The organism is Rhizobium sp. MHM7A, from assembly GCF_005862215.1.
GTDB lineage: Bacteria > Pseudomonadota > Alphaproteobacteria > Rhizobiales > Rhizobiaceae > Rhizobium > Rhizobium bangladeshense.
In genome coordinates this window covers 1-16,135 of the sequence record NZ_VCHT01000013.1, presented here as the reverse complement: position 1 = coordinate 16,135, position 16,135 = coordinate 1, and the positions used below count along the sequence as shown (strand labels likewise).

The following is a 16,135-nucleotide window of genomic DNA, read 5'->3' as shown; positions in this document are numbered from 1 at the left end:
AGCATCCTGCTTTTGAAAGGAATGTGATGATGCCCGACGATCTTGTCGCCAAATACGGCGATGCACGGCTTCCGCGTTATACGAGTTACCCGACGGCACCGGCTTTTTCAGCCGCCGTCGGACCAGATGAATATGCTAGGGGCCTCGCCGAAATCGGAGAGGGCGGACCAGTCTCGGTCTATCTCCATGTGCCCTTCTGCCGCTCGATGTGCTGGTACTGCGGCTGCCACACGTCCATCACCCGGCAGGACGCTCCTGTTGTCGATTATCTTGACGTGATGAGCCAGGAGATCGAGCTCGTCTCCTTTGCCGCTGGCAACCACGTGCCCGTCAGGAACGTGCATTTCGGTGGCGGCACGCCGACAATCATGAGGCCGCAGGACTTCTCCGCTCTGATGGCAAAGCTCAGGAGCGCCTTCGCCTTCGAAGCGAGTGCCAGCGTCGCAATCGAGATCGACCCGCGCACATTGGCTGCCTCCATGATCGATGCGCTCAGCGAAAACGGCGTCGATCGCGCGAGCCTCGGCGTCCAGAGCTTCGATCCGGTCGTGCAAGCGGCAATCAATCGGCTGCAGTCCTTCGAGCAGACGGAGACGGCGGTCGTCGGACTGCGCTCGGCAGGCGTGACAAGCATCAATTTCGACCTGATCTATGGCCTTCCGAAGCAGACAGTCCAATCCTGCGTGGAAACGGTCCGCCTGGCTGCGGAGCTGCGTCCCGATCGTTTCGCCGTTTTCGGCTACGCCCACATACCCGCCTTCAAGAAGCATCAACGTCTCATCGACGAAGCATCGCTGCCAGAGGCAAAACAGCGCAACGAGCAGGCGGAAGCCATCGCCCAGGAGCTTCAACAAGCCGGATATGTGCGTATCGGACTCGACCACTTTGCCTTGCCGGAGGATCACCTGGCGCTCGCCGCGCGCAACGGCGCGATGAGACGAAACTTCCAGGGCTACACCACGGATGACTGCGATAATCTCATCGGCCTTGGCGCTTCCGCGATCGGGCGGCTTCCGAGCGGCTACATGCAGAACCACGTGCCTCTCGGTCTCTACGCCGAACGGATTGCCTCCGGCGTGCTGCCCACCGCCAGGGGATATCTTCTCAGCGAAGAGGACAAGCTTCGGGCGAAGATCATCGAAAGGCTGATGTGCGATTTCGAGGTCGACCTCGGCAGAGTTAGCAGCGGATCGGGTTTCGACACCGGCTTCCTTGTCGAGCGCAACGACCGTCTCGGTGAGCTAATGGCCGATGGCGTTGTCACAATGGACGGCGAGCGGATCGTCGTATCCCAGGACGCACGCTTCATGGTCCGTGCCGTCGCGGCGGCGTTCGACGCCTATTTCGGCTCGCACGGACGCACGCACAGCAAGGCCGCCTGACCCGATCCAATGACTGCGGCCTGTCTGTTCGTGCCCTTCAGGCGGTCAGGTTCGATAGATCGCCGGCAGCCAACGCCGCAGCGCAGCCTTGATCGGTTCACCGTCGGCGAAGCTAGGGGTTCTCCATCATGCGGGAGGGCGCGCGAGTGCGCCCACCCGCACCGGTCATTCATCACTGGGTGATATGCGCAAGATCGGCATCAAGCCGCTTGCGTACCATGTTCGGCACCTTTGCCGTCTTGATCGCTTCGAGATTGGCCGGGCTGTCGCCGACCTGGATCAAGGCAACCATGCCCATCCCGACATGCGGCGTGCATTTCAGGACGTAAGCGCCGGCAACATCGAATCTTGCCTGATACTGTTCATTCGGCTTGGATTTGAATTCGGCGACGCCATTCGGAATGAGGCCCTTGAAGGTCTCGACGTTGTGGCTCTTGTCGGTGGGAACGAAAGTTACGGTGTCGCCGGGGGCGATTTTCAAAAAGCTGGGCTCGAACACCATTGCGCCATCCATGCCCTTATTAAGCATCTGAACCTGGTGGTCGGCGGCTATCACCGGCGCTGTCGAGGCAATCAAGGCTGCCGCTGCAGCGATCAGACCAAATTTCAAACGCATTGCAATCTCCTGTTCTGCGAGGCTCGATCAGCCTCATGAACATGTCTTAGAAGATGCCCGAGCCGGGTTCTTTGACGCCCGTCAAATTCGGGGAAAAGCCGGCGATCAGGTTGGCAGCTTGCCGGGCACCATGTCGGGAATGCGCTTGCCTTGCTCGACAAGCGGCGCTGCGCCAGTTGCCGGGGAGACGTTCGCTCGCCAAGCGTCAGTTCCAGGGGCAAGTCGAGGGGGCAGCAGGCCTGAGATCACCTGGCGTCGAGAAGCTCCCGGATCTTCAACGCCAGCTCTTTGGCGGTATAGGGCTTGCGCAACCACTCTGCGCCGGGAACGGTCCCTTTTTCCGCAAGACCCGGCTCGGAATATCCCGACGTGAACAGAACCGCGATGTCGGGCCGCATAACGCGCACTTCCCGTGCGAGTTCGTCACCGGTGATCCCGCCCGGCATGACGATGTCGGTGAACAGGAGGGCGATGTCGGCGTTTTCCCGCAGGACTTCGAGTGCGCGGCGGCCATTTTCGGCTTCACGCACCGTGTAACCCATTGACGCGAGCCTGGCGACGGCCACGCGGCGGACGCGGGCATCATCCTCGACGACCAGAACCGTCTCGTCGCCGCGCGGCATCTGGCTCTCTCCGCTGCCAAGATCCGGCGCAAGCTCGCGGGGCTTCGCCCCATTGATGGCAGGCAGATATATCCTGACGGTCGTGCCGCGTCCCACCTCACTGTAAAGCTGGAGATGCCCGCCCGACTGCTTGACGAAGCCATACACCATGCTGAGCCCGAGACCCGTGCCTGAGCCGACTTCCTTCGTCGTGAAAAAAGGTTCGATTGCGCGCATTCTGACCTCCTCGGTCATGCCCGTACCAGTATCCGTCATGGTAATGAGGACGAAGTTGCCGCTGCGCACCTCCGGATACATCTTGGCATAATCGGCATCGAGGTAGACGCGCGAGATCGTGGTCGTCAGACTGCCGCCCCTCGGCATCGCGTCCCTTGCGTTCAAGGCGATATTCAGAATGGCGTTCTGAAGCTGCGAGCTGTCGACGAGAACGTTGAAGCCCGACCCGTCAATAACGGTCGAAAGTTTGATATCTTCGCCGAGCGTCCGCCGCAGCAGATCCGAAAAGCCGCTGACGAGCTGACCGAGGTCGGCATGCTTCGGGTTCAGCGGCTGCCGCCGGCCGAAGGCCAGCAGCTGGCCGGTCAGGATCGCTCCGTCCTGCGCGGCGGACTGGGCCTCCTTGAGAATATCGCGAAGGCTGCCGGGCGGCAGCTTGTCCTCGATCATTTCGAGATTGCCGCTGATGACCGTCAGGAGATTGTTGAAATCGTGCGCGAGGCCTCCTGTCAGCTGCCCGATCGCCTCCATCTTCTGCGCCTGGCGAAGATCCTCCTCGATCTTGAAACGGCTCGTCAGGTCGCGGACGAAACCGGTGAAAATACGTTCGCCGTTGGCGGTTGCCTCGCCGACATGCAGTTCCATCGGAAATTGCGAGCCGTCGGCCCGCTGTCCGGTTACGACTCGCCCGTAGCCGATGATGCGCTTCTCGCCGGTTTCGATATAGTGGCCGATATAACCGTCATGAGCGTCGCGGTAGGGGTTCGGCATCAGGTTGCTGACGTTACGGCCGCAAATCTGATCCGCCGGCATTCCGAACAGTTTTTCGGCAGCCTTGCTGAACGACAGCACGGTTCCCTTATGGTCGATCACCACCATAGCATCAGGTACCGTTTCGAGGATGGAGCTCAGATGCGCCTCACGCGACTTGACCGCCTCCTGAGCCCGCCTCAGGGCGCTGACATCGCTGTTTGTCTGGATGACCGTAAGCTCGCCGTCCGGCAGGCTGACCAGCACGCAGCGGGATGCGACATGAATATCGTGCCCGCTCTTATGGCGATGAATGATTTCGCCCTGCCAGAAGCCGCGCGATTTCAGCTGGTCGCGGATGTTTTCCGCTGGTTCGGGAAACTTCGTCGCCAGAAGTTCGTGGACCTTCTCGCCGATTGCCTCCTCTCTTGCCCAGCCATACATGTTCTCGCAGCCGATGGACCAGTGCGTTATCGTTCCGTCGAAACGATGGACCACGATATCCGCTCCGTCGAGGACGTGCACCATGGCATCCAGCTCCTGCGGCGATGCGGTTCTCGGTGACACGAGGCGGTGAGGCATGAATGTCGATCCTGCGGCTTGTTGCATCAGTGCAGCTTGACCCTATGACAGGAATCATCAGAAAAATCATCAGCGTCGCCTGATAACTGTATCAGCCGGGGGAGATTGACGATCCGCAGGTCGTGCCTGCCCTCGGGAATAACGATGTTGCGCGAAGCCAGTTTCGTGATCGTGCGAGACACCGTCTCGATGGTCAGGCCGAGATGATCTGCAATGTCCTGGCGGTTCATGGGAACGCGCACGAGCCCTTGGCGCGGCCGCGGGTTGCGGCGGGATGCAAGCTTGACGATGAAGCTGCAGAGGCGCTCCTCGGCATTCTTCTTCGACAACAGCACCATCTGTTCATGTGCGGCGGCCGCCTCCTGACAAAGTAGGGAGATGTAGGCCGGGACGAGCGCTTCGGACCGGGCGACTTCTTCGTGGAAGCTCTTCCGCGACATGCGCCGGATCTTGCATTCGGTCACGGCCTCGGCCGTGAAAATAAAATCATTTTGTAAGGAGGCGCCGATGAGATCGCCGGCGAAAAGGAATGCGGTGATCACCCGGCGACCTTCGCCGATGATGCGATGGAGGCGAACGACGCCCTCTTCCACCTGGAAGAGATGTTTCGCCTTGTCGCCCTCCCAACAAATTGCCTTGCCGGCTGAGACGGGTTCCGCCGCCGAACTCAGGAAGAGACATGAAAGCGATTGACCGGCATCAATGGCTTCGCCCGTTTTCTCGACATGGTCGAACGCGTGGTTGTTCTGCATCAGCATCGTCGTGTCCCTCGTGGCAGTGGGGCCAGTAGAAAGCTGCTGCGTCACAAGCGGATGAGCGGACGGTGCGAAAGGGTGAAAGAGTGTAACAGTATGTAACAGCGGCGGTTGGTCCGCGGCTTGGGGTCGCCTTGTTGATGTAGATCAAGGAGCCGTTGCCGGCTTCATGACAGTCCTGCCTCGAAGCACGAGAAAGCCGGCCGCGGGGCGGTCGTCTTTGCACTGGGGACGACATCATGAATTACACCACGGAAACGATGATGCTCGCGGTCGCGGCGTTTCTAGCGCTGCTTGGAGCCGCATTTGCGCACGATCAGCTCTTTGCGGTCCATATGGGCATACTCAGCTTCTGCCTCGTTGCGGGAACCCTGCTCCTAGTCAGGAAGGTCGACTTCGCACCGGCGGACGAACGGCGGAGAGTCGACCTATCGGGCTATTTCGACGAAGTGGTCCGCTACGGCCTGATCGCTACGGTATTCTGGGGCGTGGTGGGGTTCCTCGTCGGCGTCGTTGTCGCGCTGCAGCTGGCCTTTCCCGACCTCAACATCGCGCCCTATCTCAATTTCGGAAGGTTACGGCCGGTTCACACGTCGGCGGTGATCTTCGCCTTCGGCGGCAACGCGCTGATCATGACGTCCTTTTACGTCGTGCAGCGTACCTGTCGCGCGCGTCTCTTCGGCGGCAACCTTGCGTGGTTCGTCTTCTGGGGCTATCAGCTTTTCATCGTTATGTCGGCGACCGGTTACGTCCTCGGCATCACCCAGGCCCGCGAATATGCCGAGCCTGAATGGTATGTCGACCTGTGGCTGACGATCGTCTGGGTTGCCTATCTCGCCGTCTATCTCGGAACGATCCTGAAGCGCAGAGAACCGCACATCTACGTGGCGAACTGGTTCTATCTCGGCTTCATCGTTACCATTGCGATGCTGCATGTGGTCAACAACCTTGCAGTTCCGGCTTCCTTGCTCGGTTCCAAGAGCTATTCTCTCTTCTCGGGCGTTCAGGATGCGCTGACGCAATGGTGGTACGGCCACAATGCCGTCGGCTTTTTCCTTACCGCCGGCTTCCTCGGCATGATGTATTACTTCGTACCGAAGCAGGCGAACCGGCCTGTCTATTCGTACCGGCTTTCGATCATCCACTTCTGGGCCCTGATTTTTATGTATATCTGGGCCGGACCGCATCATCTGCATTACACGGCGCTACCGGACTGGGCCCAGACGCTCGGCATGGTTTTCTCGGTCATGCTCTGGATGCCCTCCTGGGGTGGCATGATCAACGGCCTTATGACGCTGTCCGGCGCCTGGGATAAGATCCGCACGGACCCGATCATCCGGATGATGATCGTCGCCATCGCCTTTTACGGCATGTCGACCTTCGAGGGCCCGATGATGTCGGTCAAGGCGGTCAATTCACTCAGCCACTATACCGAATGGACGATCGGCCATGTGCATTCCGGCGCACTCGGCTGGGTCGGGATGATCACCTTCGGGGCGATCTACTACCTGACGCCGAAACTGTGGGGGCGCGAGCGTCTCTACAGCCTGCGGATGGTCAACTGGCACTTCTGGCTCGCAACGCTCGGCATCGTCGTTTACGCCGCCGTGCTCTGGGTTGCCGGCATACAGCAGGGGCTGATGTGGCGAGAATACAATTCCCAGGGCTTCCTCGTCTATTCCTTCGCCGAAACTGTTGCGGCGATGATCCCCTACTACGTGCTGCGCGCGGCCGGCGGAGCGCTTTATCTAGCAGGTGGCCTCGTCATGGCCTGGAACGTGTTCATGACGATCCGCGGCCATCTGCGCGACGAAGCCGCAATCCCGACCACTTTCGTGCCCCAAGCACAGCCTGCCGAATGAGGTGAGACATGGCATCGATATTGGATAAACATAAGATCCTCGAAAAGAACGCGACGCTTCTTCTGGTTGGCTCGCTGCTCGTCGTCAGCATCGGCGGGATCGTCGAAATCGCCCCGCTGTTTTACCTGCAGAACACGATCGAGAAAGTGGAGGGCATGCGGCCTTACACGCCGCTGGAGCTCGCTGGACGGAACGTCTACATCCGTGAAGGCTGCTATCTCTGCCACAGCCAAATGATCCGGCCATTCCGCGACGAAGTCGAACGCTACGGCCATTATTCGCTGGCCGCGGAATCCATGTACGACCATCCGTTCCAGTGGGGATCCAAGCGGACCGGACCGGATCTTGCCCGCGTCGGCGGCCGCTATTCGAACGAATGGCACGTGCAGCATCTCGCAGAGCCACGGGCTGTCGTGCCGGAATCCGTTATGCCGAGCTACGCCTTCCTCAAGGAGCAGGAAGTGACGGTCAAGGGTGTCGGAATGGACCTTAAGGCCAATGAGCACGTGGGCGTGCCTTACAATGACGACATGTTGGCGAATGCGGAGGCTGACATGAGGGCTCAAGCCGATCCCAATGCCGACACGACTGCCCTCCTCGAACGCTACCCGAAGGCGAAGGTCGGCGATTTCGACGGCGATCCGGCCAAGCTGACCGAAATGGACGCCCTGGTGTCCTACCTGCAGATGCTCGGGACCCTGGTCGATTTTTCGACCTATGACGACGCGACCGGCTACCGTTGAGGTGATCCATGGAAACCTACACTGCAATGAGACACTTCGCGGACAGCTGGGGCCTCCTGGCGATGGCGGCATTCTTCGTCGGCGTGGTCGTGTTCACCCTTCGCCCAGGCAGCAAGCAGACGGCGAAAGAAGCCGCGGATATTCCCTTGAAGGACGATTGAGATGTCGGAAAAACATATCGATGAATTGAGCGGCGTCGAAACGACCGGACATGAATGGGACGGCATTCGCGAGCTTAACAATCCCATGCCCCGCTGGTGGGTGTGGACCTTCTACGCCACCATTCTTTGGGCGATTGGCTATGCGATCGCATATCCCGCGATCCCGATGATTACTTCCGCCACAAAAGGCTATCTCGGTTACTCCACTCGCGCGGAACTGCAGCAGGATCTGGATCTGGCCAAAGCGTCCCAGACGCAGTTTCATGACCTCATCGCGGCAAAGACAGTGCAGGAGATCGACGCCGATCCTACCCTTCGAGAATTTGCCATAGCCGGCGGTGCGTCGGCCTTCAAAGTCAATTGCGCGCCCTGTCATGGCTCGGGGGCGAGCGGCGGCCCGGGCTTTCCAAATCTCAACGATGACGACTGGTTGTGGGGCGGCGACCTGGAAGCTATTCAGGCCACGATCGCCCACGGGGTCCGCTTCGAGTCGGATGCCGAAACGCACGCTTCCGAGATGCCTGCCTTCACCGATGTTCTGGAGCCTGTCCAGATGCGACAGGTCGCCGCTTATGTCTGGGGACTGACCAATACGCCCTCGGACCCCGCTCTCGCGGAGGCCGGAAAGCAGCTCTTCCTCGACAACTGCGCCGCATGTCACGGCGAAGATGCCAAAGGAAAGGCGGAAATGGGTGCGCCGGATCTTGCCGACGCGATCTGGCTGAAGACGCGCGGCGAAGACGCCATCATTCGCCAGATTGCCTCCCCCAAGCATGGCGTCATGCCTGCCTGGGCAGAACGCCTGGGGGACACGACCGTCAAGGAGCTCACCATTTTCGTTCATTCGCTTGGCGGCGGGACCTAAGGAGAGATTGATGACGTCCCACGACCACAACCCGATCCTCGGTCTCTACGGCACACCGCGCGCCGCAATTCGGTCGCGTGTTTCGGCACGCGCAAAGGCGATGCCTCCGTCTGCCGAACAGGACGATCCGGCAAAGATCGGCAATTCGATCGTCAGCTTGATCTGCCTCAAGGATCACAGGCAGACAAGCCGGTAGTTTCAACTCCTGTCGAGGACATTCCAGCGGTGTTTCTCCCCCGCTGTCCTCCGGCCACGCCCTTTACCCCAGGGCGTGGCCTTTTTGTTTCGAGAGGTCATTTCTTGATCTGGGTCAAGGAATTGATGCGCCGCGGGTGGGACAAGAGCGGGCGAACACCGGACAGCTCCCATGAACCTTTACACCGCCCCAGATCCAAATGACATCGAGCGTGTCAGCGTCGAGCCGGTCAACGCCCGTCGTAATCGGCAGCCTCTTTATGCGCCGCGCAAGAAGATATTTCCAAAGCGCGCCGAGGGCCGGTTCCGCCGGTTCAAATGGATCGTGATGCTGATTACGCTCGGCATTTATTACCTGGCGCCCTGGATCCGCTGGGATCGCGGTCCCTACGCGCCTGATCAGGCAATCCTCGTCGACCTCTCCTCGCGGCGCTTCTTCTTTTTCTTCATCGAAATCTGGCCCCAGGAATTCTACTATGTCGCGGGCTTGCTCGTCATGGCCGGATTTGGCCTCTTTCTCGTCACCGCCGCGGTGGGCCGCGCCTGGTGCGGCTACGCCTGCCCGCAGACCGTCTGGGTCGATCTCTTCCTCGTCGTCGAACGCGCCATCGAAGGCGATCGAAACGCGCGAATGAAGCTCGACGCCGGCCCTTTCACCTTCGACAAGTTGAGGAAGCGGGTGATCAAGCATGCGATCTGGCTGCTGATCGGCGCCGCCACCGGCGGCGCATGGATCTTCTATTTCGCTGACGCACCGAGCCTGGCGGCTTCGCTATTTGCTGGAAACGCTCCTGCGGCGGCCTATGCGACGGTCGCCATCCTGACCGCCACGACCTATGTGCTTGGCGGCCTCATGCGCGAGCAGGTGTGCACCTATATGTGCCCGTGGCCGCGCATCCAGGGTGCGATGCTGGACGAGAATTCCCTAGTTGTCACCTACAATGACTGGCGGGGCGAACAGAGGTCGCGCCACGCCAAGAAGGCCCAGGCAAAGGGCCTGCCGGTCGGCGATTGCGTGGATTGCAATGCCTGCGTCGCGGTCTGTCCGATGGGAATCGACATTCGCGACGGACAGCAGATGGAATGCATCACATGCGCTCTCTGCATCGATGCTTGTGACGGCGTCATGGACAAGCTCGGAAAACCTCGCGGCCTGATCGCCTATGCGACGCTCAGTGAATATTCGAGCAATATGTCGCTTGCGACGGACGGAGGACGGACAGCTATCCAGCCCTCGAATGTTCGAAATGACGATGGAAGCTTCATTCCGGCAATCCGGCATTTTGACTGGCGCATCATCTTTCGTCCGAGAATCATCTTCTATGCCGTCGTCTGGGCATCGATCGGCATCGCCATGGTCATCCATCTCGCCTTCCGCGAACGGCTCGAACTCAACGTCGTCCATGATCGCAACCCTCAATATGTTCTGGAAAGCGATGGCTCCATCCGCAACGGCTACACGCTTCGTGTCCTCAACATGGTGCCCATGCCGCGGGATGTGATCCTCACTCTTGTCGGGCTCGAGGGCGGGACGATGCGCATCCCCGAGTTCGGCAGGCAGGATGGCCGCAGCTTTACGGTCCGTGCAGAACCCGACGCGGCCACGACGTTGAAGGTCTTCGTAACGCGCAAGCCGGATGGGGCCGAGATCAATGAATTCCTTTTCGTCATCGAAGATACGGGCGATTCCGACCGGGCGACCTATCGCGCGGCGTTCAACGCACCGGGAGACGTGAAATGAATACTTCCCCTCGAGGTTTTACCGGCTTGCACATGCTGCTTTCAATTTCGGCATTCTTCGCCGTGGTGATCGCCGTCAACGTCACCATGGCCTTTTATGCCTCATCCAGCTGGAGCGGCCTGGTCGTCGAAAACACCTATGTGGCCAGTCAGGAATTCAACGGCAAGGCCGCGGCGATGAAGGCGATGGCCGCCTCCGGCGTCGAGGGCGTTCTCTCCGTCAACGGCCGCGAGATCCGCTACAACATCCACGACGGAAACGGCGCGCCTGCGCTCATCGACGAGGTCACGTTGAATTTCAAACGCCCGGTCGGCGATCACGAGGATTTCCACCTGACGCTCCGGAAGACGGGTGAGGGCAGGTTCGAAGCCGACCACGAGGTCGCGGTCGGCGACTGGATCGTCGAAGCCACATCGAGGAGGAACGGCGCGGTCATTATGCATGAGGCCAAGCGCATCGATACTACGGAGTTCGGCCAATGACCTGCTGCTCCATGGATACGGAAAGCGTGCTCGCCCTCAGCGCGACGTCATCCAGCGCCGAGGAGGCCCGCCTAGCCAGCCATCCGCTCGGCGCAGGATTGCGCCAGCTGGACCTCAGCGTGCCCGACGTCCATTGCGGCGGCTGCATCTCGACCATTGAAAAGGCGCTGTCAGCACTTGCCTTCGTCAGGAGGGCTCGGGTCAACCTCACTGCGCGAAGAGTGACCTGCGTCTACGAGGAAACCATCCAGGATCGTGAAACCGATCCGTCCGAAATTCTTACAGCAATCAATGCGGCCGGATATCGAGCACACCTTTTCACACCCGCAGCCCCCGAAAACGACAGGACCAGAAACCAGCTTCTGCTTGCGGTCGGGGTTTCCGGTTTCGCCGCCGCCAACATCATGTTGCTGTCGGTATCGGTCTGGTCGGGCGCAGATGCGGCGACGCGTGACATGTTTCACTGGATTTCGGCGATGATCGCGGCCCCCGCGCTGATCTATGCGGGGCGCTTCTTCTTCAAATCGGCTTGGAACGCGCTGAAGCGCGGGCGCACCAACATGGACGTTCCGATCTCGCTCGCCGTGACGCTCTCCTATGCCGTTTCATTGTGGGAGACCGCTCATCACGGCGAACATGCATGGTTCGACGCTACGGTTTCTCTGCTGTTCTTTCTGCTAATCGGCAGGACACTTGATCATATCATGCGGGAAAAAGCGCGCGCGGCGATCAACGGACTTGCGAGGCTGGCTCCGCGCGGGGCGCTGCTGATGATGCCGGACGGATCGCGACGCTTTGTTCCGGTGGAAGAGATTGCGGTGGGAAACCACATCTCGATCGCAGCAGGCGAACGCATCCCGGTCGACGGCATGGTCGTCAGCGGCGAGAGCGACGTGGATCTCTCTATCGTCACCGGTGAAAGCAGTCCGGTCGCCGTCGCCAACGGTAGCGCTGTGAATTCGGGCGCGTTGAATCTGACCGGATCGCTCATCCTGCGGGCGACGAAAGTGGCGAAGGATTCACTTCTATCGGAAATCATCGAATTGATGGAAGCCGCGGAGGGAGGACGAGCCCGCTATCGCCGGATCGCCGATCGTGCCGCCGCACTTTATTCCCCGGCCGTGCATCTTTTGGCGCTCATCTCTTTCCTTGCCTGGGGCTTTATCGGCGGCGACTGGAAACAGGCGATGCTGGTCGCAATTGCAGTTCTGATCATCACCTGCCCATGCGCATTGGGTCTGGCGGTTCCCGTGGTTCAGGTCGTCGCAGCGGGCGAACTTTTTCGGAAGGGCATCATGGTCAAGGATGGCTCGGCGCTCGAAAGATTGGCCGAGGCAGACACTGTAGCCTTCGACAAAACCGGCACCGTCACGATGGGCAGACCGCGCCTCATCAAGACCGAGGCGGTGGATGAGGACGCCGCGGTCATCGCCCGCGGATTGGCGATCCATTCGCGCCACCCTCTTTCCCAGGCGCTGGTTCGGGATACGAACCTCGCTCCTATGTCGTCCTTCGAAAGCGTCGCGGAAATTCCGGGCGGCGGACTGGAAGCAAGGCGTGGGACGGATGTCTACCGCCTCGGCAATGCGAAATTCGCCCGCGTGACCGGTTTCGCACCTCCAGCCGGCGACAGCCCGTTCTCGGAAGTGATTCTATCAAAGAACGGCGTTCATCTGGCCCGTTTCCTGTTCGACGACACGCTGCGCCCGGGAGCTGCCGAAACCATCGGCAAGCTCGATGCGGCCGGTCTCGACACGTTCATGGTCTCCGGGGACAAGCAGGCTGTCGTCGACACTACCGCAAAGGCTCTCGGGATCGACATGGCTTTGGGCACGCTCACGCCGAAGCAGAAGGTCGAGGAATGCCAGAGGCTGAGCGGCCAGGGCCGCCGCGTGCTCATGGTCGGCGACGGGATCAACGACGCTCCGGCGCTTGCCGTCGCGCATGTCTCAATGGCGCCTGCCACAGCGTCCGACATCGGACGGCAGGCGGCCGATCTTATCTTCTTCAACGATCGCCTTGACGCCGTTCCGGAGGCGATCGCCATTGCGCGGAGATCCGCGAGCCTTATCCGGCAGAACTTCGCCCTTGCCATCGGCTACAACATCCTGGCGGTGCCGATTGCGATTGCCGGACTGGCAACGCCGCTCATCGCTGCGGTAGCCATGTCGACATCATCGATCATCGTAGTCACGAACGCGCTGCGGCTGAACACATTCGGCAAAGGTCCCCGCATGGCGATCGAGACACGGGAACGCAGGAGCAGAGAGGCGAGAACTGGATGAATATGCTCATCTATCTGATACCGATCGCGCTCATGATGGGAGGCATAGGTCTCCTGGCGTTCCTATGGTCGCTGAAGAGCGGCCAGTACGACGACCTTGAAGGAGCCGCCTGGCGAATTCTCGTCGACGAGGAACCGATCGCAAAAAATCATGAATCGCAGACAGGCCAAAACGAAAGGAAGATCGATGCTTGCGAAAAACCCCGTACTCTTGCGGTCTGACCTATTCGACGGCCTCGACGAGGCGACGATAGAGGAACTGGCCGCCACGGCCCGGTTTCAAACCTTCGCGCCGGATGAGCGGATCATCGCCGAAGGCCAGCCGGCATCGTTCGTCTATTGCGTGATGAGCGGGTTCGTCCGGCTTTCGAAATCCGAATCCGCCGGGCGCGAGGCAGATATCTATGTCTGCGAGTGCGGCGACACCTTCGGCGAATATCTTCTGTCGGGTGGCGGCTCCTACGCATACAGCGCCTGGTCCGCCGACGGAGCGGAGGTGGCGGTGTTCGAACTTTCGGACCTGCGGACACTCGCCGACCGGCACCCCATCATTCATCGCAACATCATGCGTATTATGACCCGGCACCTGCTCGGCGCCATGGATTGCATTGCGGGGGACCGGTTGCACACGGCCGCGCAACGTGTCGCGAACTATCTCGTGAGCCGATGCCCGGCCTCGGCCTCGCAGGTTACGTTTCGCCTGCCTTACCGGAAGAGAATTCTGGCCGGAAAATTGGGGCTCGCGCCCGAAGCCCTGTCGCGGGCATTCGCGGCGCTCGTTCCCGCAGGTGTAGAAGTCAGAGGCAAGGTAGTGCTGGTCGACAGTGTCGATCTGTTGCGGAAGGCATGCTGACGTTGGCAACCAGCCGGAAAAGCGCGGCGCAATTTGACCGGCATCAATGTGGGGATCGCCAGCTCCACCAAGCTTTGGGTAAATGGCACCTCGATGTCATGCTGTCCCTATTGTGTTCGCCGCGACGCGTCATCGCTATCCTTCCTTATCCACTTGCCCACCACCTCGGCGGCAACGAGTGCGAATGCCCGTGCCGAAGTCGCGCGGCGATTTTTCCATGGCGGTGTGGCGGAGTTAAGCACACGACAGCTGCCGGAGATTTGCAATGACGCGCAAGCAGAAGCGCCTTGTGGTGATTGCAGGCGGGATGAGTTTCATCCTTGCGGTGGTGTTATTGGTGATGTTCGCCTTCAGCCAGTCTGTGGCGTATTTCTACATGCCTGGCGATCTTGCCAAGGCGCCGGTGGCGCCGGAGACCCGCATCCGGCTCGGTGGTCTGGTGGGTGAGGGCAGCATCGTGCGCGGCGCCGGTTCGACGGTGGAGTTTTCCGTCACCGACGGCAGCGCCAATGCTGTGAAGGTCAAAGCATCCTTCCCGATCTGTTCCGCGAAGGCCAGGGCGTCGTGACCGAGGGCGTGTTTGCCGCCGGCAGCAACGTCTTTACCGCCGATACCGTGCTTGCCAAGCATGACGAGACCTATATGCCGAAGGAGGTGGCCGACAAACTGAAGCAGCAGGGGCTGTGGCAGGAAGGCCAGGGGCAGGGACAGAGCCAAAATCCGGGACAGGGGCAGGAGGCGAAAGCGACGCCATAATCATCGAGATCAGCCCTAACCGCGACAAGAACTCGGTCGGGCGCCCTTCTTCGAGGTGACCTTCAGTCTCCTGATGGCGCCTCTGCTCGTCATCGTGCCGTTCGGGCCACCGATAGATCCGCAGGCAGCCGAGCCGCAGCGAATGCGACGGGCGGCCACGAACAGTTTGATGAAAATCAAAGCGGCATGACCGGCCGGCCTCTAGCATGTTCCAGGAATAATCATGATCAGTGAGGCAGCGACCATGCAAGCAAGGGATATAATGACGACAAATGTGGTGTCGATCAGCCCATCGGTCAGCGTGCGCCATGCCGTCGCGATGATGCTGCAAAACCACGTCAGCGGCCTTCCTGTCGTTGACGACCACGGCCGTATCTGCGGCATGGTCACGGAGGGCGATCTGCTTTTACGCCGGGAGGTTCGCTTTTCTCCCCGTCCGGCGCGCGCGCCGGAATTGATCTCCGAAATCGATCTCGAACGCTATATTGGCAGCAACGGATGGTGTGTCGCCGACGTCATGTCCCAGGACGTCATCGTCGCCCGGCCGGATAGCGAAGTCTCCGACATCGCCGAAAGCCTGCAGGTGCATCGCATCAAACGGCTACCCATCGTCGAAGACGAACGACTGGTCGGGATCGTCAGCCGACGGGACATCCTGAGCGTCATCGCCGAGGCGCCGACGGCCCTATTGCCGCGGGGAGACGAGGCCATCACGCTGGCAGTGCGCACCCGGTTGAGATCAGATCTCGGTCTCACGCCGCAAAAAGTCCAGGTATCCGTCCTGAACGGGCAGGTGACGGTTGGCGGTCAGGTGGAATCCGAACTTAAGCGCAGGGCGGTCAAGGTACTCGTCGAAGGCCTTGGCGGAATTGCCGGCTATAAGGATTGTCTGCTGGTTTCTCCTGTTCGCGGCCAGGATTGAAGGCTCGGGCCGTATCGGCGGACCATCACGCGCAAAGTGACAAGAGGCTTTCTCGGTGTGTCAAGATTGAGCAAGCCATCTGCCAAATTCCCCGCTTGACACGGGAGCTCCCGACTTGCCCCGCGGCTTGCTCTTTGATGGAAGCAAATACCGTGATCTCCGCGAAAAGGAAGCAACTTGCGCCCAACTTGACGGAGATCAAACACCGACCGGCTGCCCCGATGTATCGCTTGACGTGCAAAGGGAGCAAATGATGGATTTCGAAGCGTATTTCAAAAACGAGCTGGACGGGCTTCATGCCGAGGGCCGCTACCGCGTTTTTGCCGATCTCGAACGTCACCGCGGCA

Annotated in this window: 15 protein-coding genes and 2 pseudogenes; 14 read left to right on the top strand and 3 right to left on the bottom strand. The window is 60.3% G+C overall.

Going from position 1 to position 16,135, the window contains the following annotated elements; translation table 11 throughout:
• The first annotated feature begins 29 nt into the window (after positions 1 to 29).
• Positions 30 to 1,382 (top strand): oxygen-independent coproporphyrinogen III oxidase, encoded by a 1,353-nt coding sequence (gene hemN / locus FFR93_RS30645; protein ID WP_138395946.1) that lies wholly within the window; start codon positions 30 to 32, stop codon positions 1,380 to 1,382.
• A gap of 172 nt (positions 1,383 to 1,554) precedes the next feature.
• Here hemN and FFR93_RS30640 read toward each other — a convergent pair whose 3' ends face one another.
• The 3 genes from FFR93_RS30640 to FFR93_RS30630 all read right to left on the bottom strand — a co-directional run bounded on the left by FFR93_RS30640 (position 1,555) and on the right by FFR93_RS30630 (position 4,927).
• Positions 1,555 to 1,998 (bottom strand): pseudoazurin, encoded by a 444-nt coding sequence (locus FFR93_RS30640; protein ID WP_138395945.1) that lies wholly within the window; start codon positions 1,996 to 1,998, stop codon positions 1,555 to 1,557.
• Between the two features lie 245 nt (positions 1,999 to 2,243).
• The gene (locus tag FFR93_RS30635) at positions 2,244 to 4,169 is read right to left on the bottom strand and encodes a PAS domain S-box protein (protein ID WP_138395944.1); all 1,926 of its coding nucleotides are present in this window, start codon (positions 4,167 to 4,169) and stop codon (positions 2,244 to 2,246) included.
• Between the two features lie 26 nt (positions 4,170 to 4,195).
• Positions 4,196 to 4,927, bottom strand: a complete 732-nt coding sequence (locus tag FFR93_RS30630) for a helix-turn-helix domain-containing protein (RefSeq protein WP_138395943.1) — start codon at positions 4,925 to 4,927, stop codon at positions 4,196 to 4,198.
• A 236-nt stretch (positions 4,928 to 5,163) separates the two neighbouring features.
• On the opposite strand from FFR93_RS30630, the gene ccoN reads away from it, so the two are divergent.
• The 13 genes and pseudogenes from ccoN to FFR93_RS30565 all read left to right on the top strand — a co-directional run.
• Positions 5,164 to 6,786, top strand: coding sequence for a cytochrome-c oxidase, cbb3-type subunit I (gene ccoN, locus FFR93_RS30625; protein ID WP_138395942.1), 1,623 nt, complete (start codon positions 5,164 to 5,166; stop codon positions 6,784 to 6,786).
• Between the two features lie 8 nt (positions 6,787 to 6,794).
• A complete protein-coding gene (gene ccoO, locus FFR93_RS30620; RefSeq protein WP_064709253.1) occupies positions 6,795 to 7,529 on the top strand; it encodes a cytochrome-c oxidase, cbb3-type subunit II in 735 nt (244 codons plus the stop codon).
• Positions 7,530 to 7,537: 8 nt separating this feature from the next.
• Positions 7,538 to 7,690 carry a CcoQ/FixQ family Cbb3-type cytochrome c oxidase assembly chaperone gene (locus tag FFR93_RS30615; protein ID WP_017969139.1) on the top strand — a complete coding sequence of 51 codons (153 nt, stop codon included), beginning with the start codon at positions 7,538 to 7,540 and terminating at the stop codon, positions 7,688 to 7,690.
• 1 nt (position 7,691) lies between these two features.
• Positions 7,692 to 8,555 (top strand): cytochrome-c oxidase, cbb3-type subunit III, encoded by an 864-nt coding sequence (gene ccoP, locus FFR93_RS30610; RefSeq protein WP_138395941.1) that lies wholly within the window; start codon positions 7,692 to 7,694, stop codon positions 8,553 to 8,555.
• A gap of 10 nt (positions 8,556 to 8,565) precedes the next feature.
• Positions 8,566 to 8,751 (top strand): hypothetical protein, encoded by a 186-nt coding sequence (locus FFR93_RS30605; RefSeq protein ID WP_064709251.1) that lies wholly within the window; start codon positions 8,566 to 8,568, stop codon positions 8,749 to 8,751.
• A 171-nt stretch (positions 8,752 to 8,922) separates the two neighbouring features.
• A complete protein-coding gene (ccoG, locus tag FFR93_RS30600; protein ID WP_138395940.1) occupies positions 8,923 to 10,491 on the top strand; it encodes a cytochrome c oxidase accessory protein CcoG in 1,569 nt (522 codons plus the stop codon).
• Positions 10,488 to 10,973, top strand: coding sequence for a FixH family protein (locus FFR93_RS30595; RefSeq protein WP_138395939.1), 486 nt, complete (start codon positions 10,488 to 10,490; stop codon positions 10,971 to 10,973). The genes ccoG and FFR93_RS30595 overlap by 4 nt, the downstream gene beginning before the upstream one ends.
• On the top strand, positions 10,970 to 13,258 hold the full coding sequence (locus FFR93_RS30590; protein WP_138395938.1) for a cation-translocating P-type ATPase: 2,289 nt from the start codon (positions 10,970 to 10,972) through the stop codon (positions 13,256 to 13,258). The genes FFR93_RS30595 and FFR93_RS30590 overlap by 4 nt, the downstream gene beginning before the upstream one ends.
• Positions 13,255 to 13,392: pseudogene (gene ccoS, locus FFR93_RS30585) on the top strand (cbb3-type cytochrome oxidase assembly protein CcoS); the annotation flags it as partial. The gene FFR93_RS30590 and the pseudogene ccoS, both read left to right, overlap by 4 nt.
• A gap of 52 nt (positions 13,393 to 13,444) precedes the next feature.
• Positions 13,445 to 14,110, top strand: coding sequence for a Crp/Fnr family transcriptional regulator (locus tag FFR93_RS30580; protein WP_138395937.1), 666 nt, complete (start codon positions 13,445 to 13,447; stop codon positions 14,108 to 14,110).
• A 265-nt stretch (positions 14,111 to 14,375) separates the two neighbouring features.
• Positions 14,376 to 14,866 (top strand): annotated as a pseudogene (gene ccmE / locus FFR93_RS30575) (cytochrome c maturation protein CcmE).
• A gap of 244 nt (positions 14,867 to 15,110) precedes the next feature.
• A complete protein-coding gene (locus tag FFR93_RS30570) occupies positions 15,111 to 15,788 on the top strand; it encodes a CBS domain-containing protein (protein ID WP_138396085.1) in 678 nt (225 codons plus the stop codon).
• A 115-nt stretch (positions 15,789 to 15,903) separates the two neighbouring features.
• Positions 15,904 to 16,135, top strand: a 232-nt coding sequence (locus FFR93_RS30565) for a hypothetical protein (RefSeq protein WP_138395936.1), incomplete at its 3' end; no start/stop codon positions are given.